Raw genomic sequence first — 2,969 nt, 5'->3', positions numbered from 1 at the left:
TTGGCATCCCAAGGTTTGCCATTGACATTGATCTGTTGTTCAAGACACCACATGTATTCTTCTTCAGTTTCGCCTTTCCAGGCAAACACAGGAATACCCGCAGCCGCGATTGCAGCAGCAGCGTGATTAATACTTTCTGCAAGTGTTTGATAGGCGCGACTCATCTCTTCTCCAAATGGGCCTGGCGTCGGAAAGTCTACCTGAAGAATAACAGCCATGGTTTTATCCTCTACCGTCCAATAGCAATCTTCATACTCTAGCATTTTGCTAATGATTTTAAAGAAAAATTAGTCCTAAAATTGACTATTAAAAATTTTTGAATTTACTAGGCACCGTTGATATTTACTATTTATAATTAAAACTATGAGAATAGCTTCAATAAAATTAAGTAAATTTGAATTATGATGAATGGATAAATTACGCAGAATAACTTTTAAATTTTACCAGTGTTGATCTTTCAGCATGGTACGAGGCATATCGAATAGTGAAATTAGGTTTGAAGATTTGATTTTACTACTTCGCTATTTGTTAAGCTAAAATGTCAACACACCCTAATATTTCATGATCATCACTGGTAATTCGGTTGAGCGAAGTACAGCTGTGGCCACACTTCCGAGTCTCCATTTTTTAAAACCTCTGCGACCATGCGATCCCATCACAATGAGATCAGCCTGTATCTGTTTGGCAGTTTTCACAATACTTTCTTCAAACACTACACTTTTTAGGACTTTAGTTTCAACTTGAACGCCCGCTGCATATGCAATTTCACTTGCTTGTTTTAATACCTCTTCTGCATTCGCATAAGCTTGAATAAAGTGTTCTTTCATTGGAGCAGAGACATAATAATAATAGAAATCTGCATCTGTAAATGGATCTTCAGAAACCAGACTGATGAAGGTCAATCTGCTATCGAATACCTGAGCAATTTCGACCGCATGTTTTACCGCGGAGAATGAAACTTTTGAACCATCAACTGGTACTAAAATATTCTGGTATGACATCGATAATGCTCCAAATACGAACTTTCTATTCAGTTATAGATAACATAAGCATGTTAGCGCTTCAATTTAAAGCATTAAACAATATCAAATTTATCCGGAATATGTCAAGATGGATTCGAAATTTAAAAAATTCGGTTTGGAATGCTATCGGAGGATTTTTTCTGATGAATATCTATTTTGTTATGCAGATTCGAATATTCCAAATGTTTCTGGTGTCTTTCTTAAAGTTAATACAAGAGGAAGAACACCAGAAGATGGAGAATCAATTGAAATAATAGGAAATAATTATGAACCAAATAAGTATGGAGGTATATGGGTTCAATGGGAAACTAATTTAAATAATTGGGAGAAATGGCAAGATATTGATAATGCAATATGGCGCTTATTAGAGATTTGGGATGTATCTCCTTTAAATAATTAATTAGAATAGGAAATAATAATGAGTATTATATTAAGTGAAAACCAAAGAAATGACATTTTAAATTTAATGAGTTCAAATCCACCAGATTATGAACTAGCATATCTTTATATTTATACTAATTTTAAGAATCAAATGCCTCCCGATCAAGCCTATTGGTTTCAACAAGCTGCTGAAATTAATAGATATATAAATGACCCTCTTAATGAGCCTCCAACAGAGTCTGGTTATTTTATTCAACAAATAAATAAAATTGCTGGAAAGACAGATGCTCAAATCATAGATATGACTAACTTGATTGCAAAGAATGTAATCGATGATATTTTAACTACTGGCAGAATTCCTTCCTTAGAAAAACAAGTAGAGCATGATATTGCTGCTGCCTTAGATGTTGGAGGTATAAATGTTTCTCAGTGGGGCGGAGCATTTTACTATTGGGATTTAAATTTAGGTGTAAAAACAGATAATAAAAAATTAGGTCAATATATTATTGATAAAGGCTTAGATGAGGAATTTATTAAAACTACAAGTACTGCTATGGCACGTACAATTGATAAGTTTGATGTTGGTAGTGATGGGCAAGGAGCAGCAGTATGGGGAGCTATTAAAACTTTTGGATATGGTTACTCTGACGGTCTAAATTTAGCTGCAATAGTACCTTTATTAATGGGAATGCCTGTTGTAGCGACGTTATTGGCTCCACATAGTGATCAATGGGTTGGATTAAAAGTTTTATTTAGTACACTTCAGAAAAGTGAAGTAGTCAAACAAATAATTAATGAATCAAAAAATGGCGTATTTGATTTTATAAGCTCTAATTTTGATGACTTTGTGAGCTACTTAGAAGATTTAAGTGAAGTTGATAGAAGTACAACAATAGGTACAGCCATTTATAAAATTTTTGATGATTACACATATGGCACAAATAGTAATGATGAAATTGATGGAGGTTTACTAATTGGACTTGGAAATGATTCTCTATTTGGATTAGGGGGTAACGACAAATTATATGGTGGAGTAGGTCAGGATCGCTTAATAGGGGGAGAAGGAAATGATGAGCTATATGGAGGATTAGGTGATGATAAATTATATGGAAACAAAGATAATGATGAATTATATGGTGGTTTTGGTTCTGACGAACTTTATGGGGGATTAGGACAAGATCAACTATATGGTGATGAGGGGGATGATAAATTATTTGCTGGTAAAGAGGAAAATGATTTAGAGGACACAAGTAAGAATGTACTATATGGAGGAATAGGCAATGATGAACTTTATGGTGGTGCTGGAAACGATATATTAGTAGGTAATGGAGGGAATGACCGTCTTTATGGAGGGAATGGTAACGATATTCTCTATGCAGGAGATGAAGGTACAGGAGCAGCAGCTAGAGGAGGAGAAAATGACTCTCTATTTGGAGGCATAGGAGATGACACACTTTATTATTCAAAAAGTATACTTTTTGGTGGAGAAGGGCGATTAGAAGGAGGCCATGACTTTACGCGTGGTCTGAATCACCTGATCGGTATAATGATCCAGTGTCTCGACAT

At 34.9% G+C, this 2,969-nt stretch carries 3 protein-coding genes and 3 pseudogenes; 2 read left to right on the top strand and 4 right to left on the bottom strand.

Going from position 1 to position 2,969, the window contains the following annotated elements; all coding sequences use genetic code 11:
- The 4 genes and pseudogenes from FTV48_RS15070 to FTV48_RS14355 form a co-directional block, all read right to left on the bottom strand.
- Nucleotides 1–128: pseudogene (locus tag FTV48_RS15070) on the bottom strand (adenosylhomocysteinase); the annotation flags it as partial.
- A gap of 30 nt (nt 129–158) precedes the next feature.
- Nucleotides 159–218, bottom strand: a pseudogene (locus FTV48_RS15065) (hypothetical protein); the annotation flags it as partial.
- Nucleotides 219–365: 147 nt separating this feature from the next.
- Nucleotides 366–476 (bottom strand): annotated as a pseudogene (locus tag FTV48_RS14360) (IS5/IS1182 family transposase); the annotation flags it as partial.
- A gap of 75 nt (nt 477–551) precedes the next feature.
- A complete protein-coding gene (locus FTV48_RS14355; RefSeq protein WP_180000747.1) occupies nt 552–1,001 on the bottom strand; it encodes a universal stress protein in 450 nt (149 codons plus the stop codon).
- Nucleotides 1,002–1,110: 109 nt separating this feature from the next.
- Between FTV48_RS14355 and FTV48_RS14350 the strand changes: the two genes are divergently transcribed.
- Both FTV48_RS14350 and FTV48_RS14345 read left to right on the top strand, forming a co-directional pair.
- On the top strand, nt 1,111–1,422 hold the full coding sequence (locus FTV48_RS14350; protein ID WP_180000746.1) for a hypothetical protein: 312 nt from the start codon (nt 1,111–1,113) through the stop codon (nt 1,420–1,422).
- A gap of 18 nt (nt 1,423–1,440) precedes the next feature.
- Nucleotides 1,441–2,969, top strand: a 1,529-nt coding sequence (locus FTV48_RS14345; protein WP_306669359.1) for a calcium-binding protein, incomplete at its 3' end; no start/stop codon positions are given.

Origin of the sequence: Acinetobacter sp. YH18001 (assembly GCF_013416975.1) — a bacterium.
GTDB lineage: Bacteria > Pseudomonadota > Gammaproteobacteria > Pseudomonadales > Moraxellaceae > Acinetobacter > Acinetobacter pseudolwoffii.
Note: the sequence above shows the minus strand (reverse complement) of the source record. Positions and strands in the feature narration are given on the sequence as shown.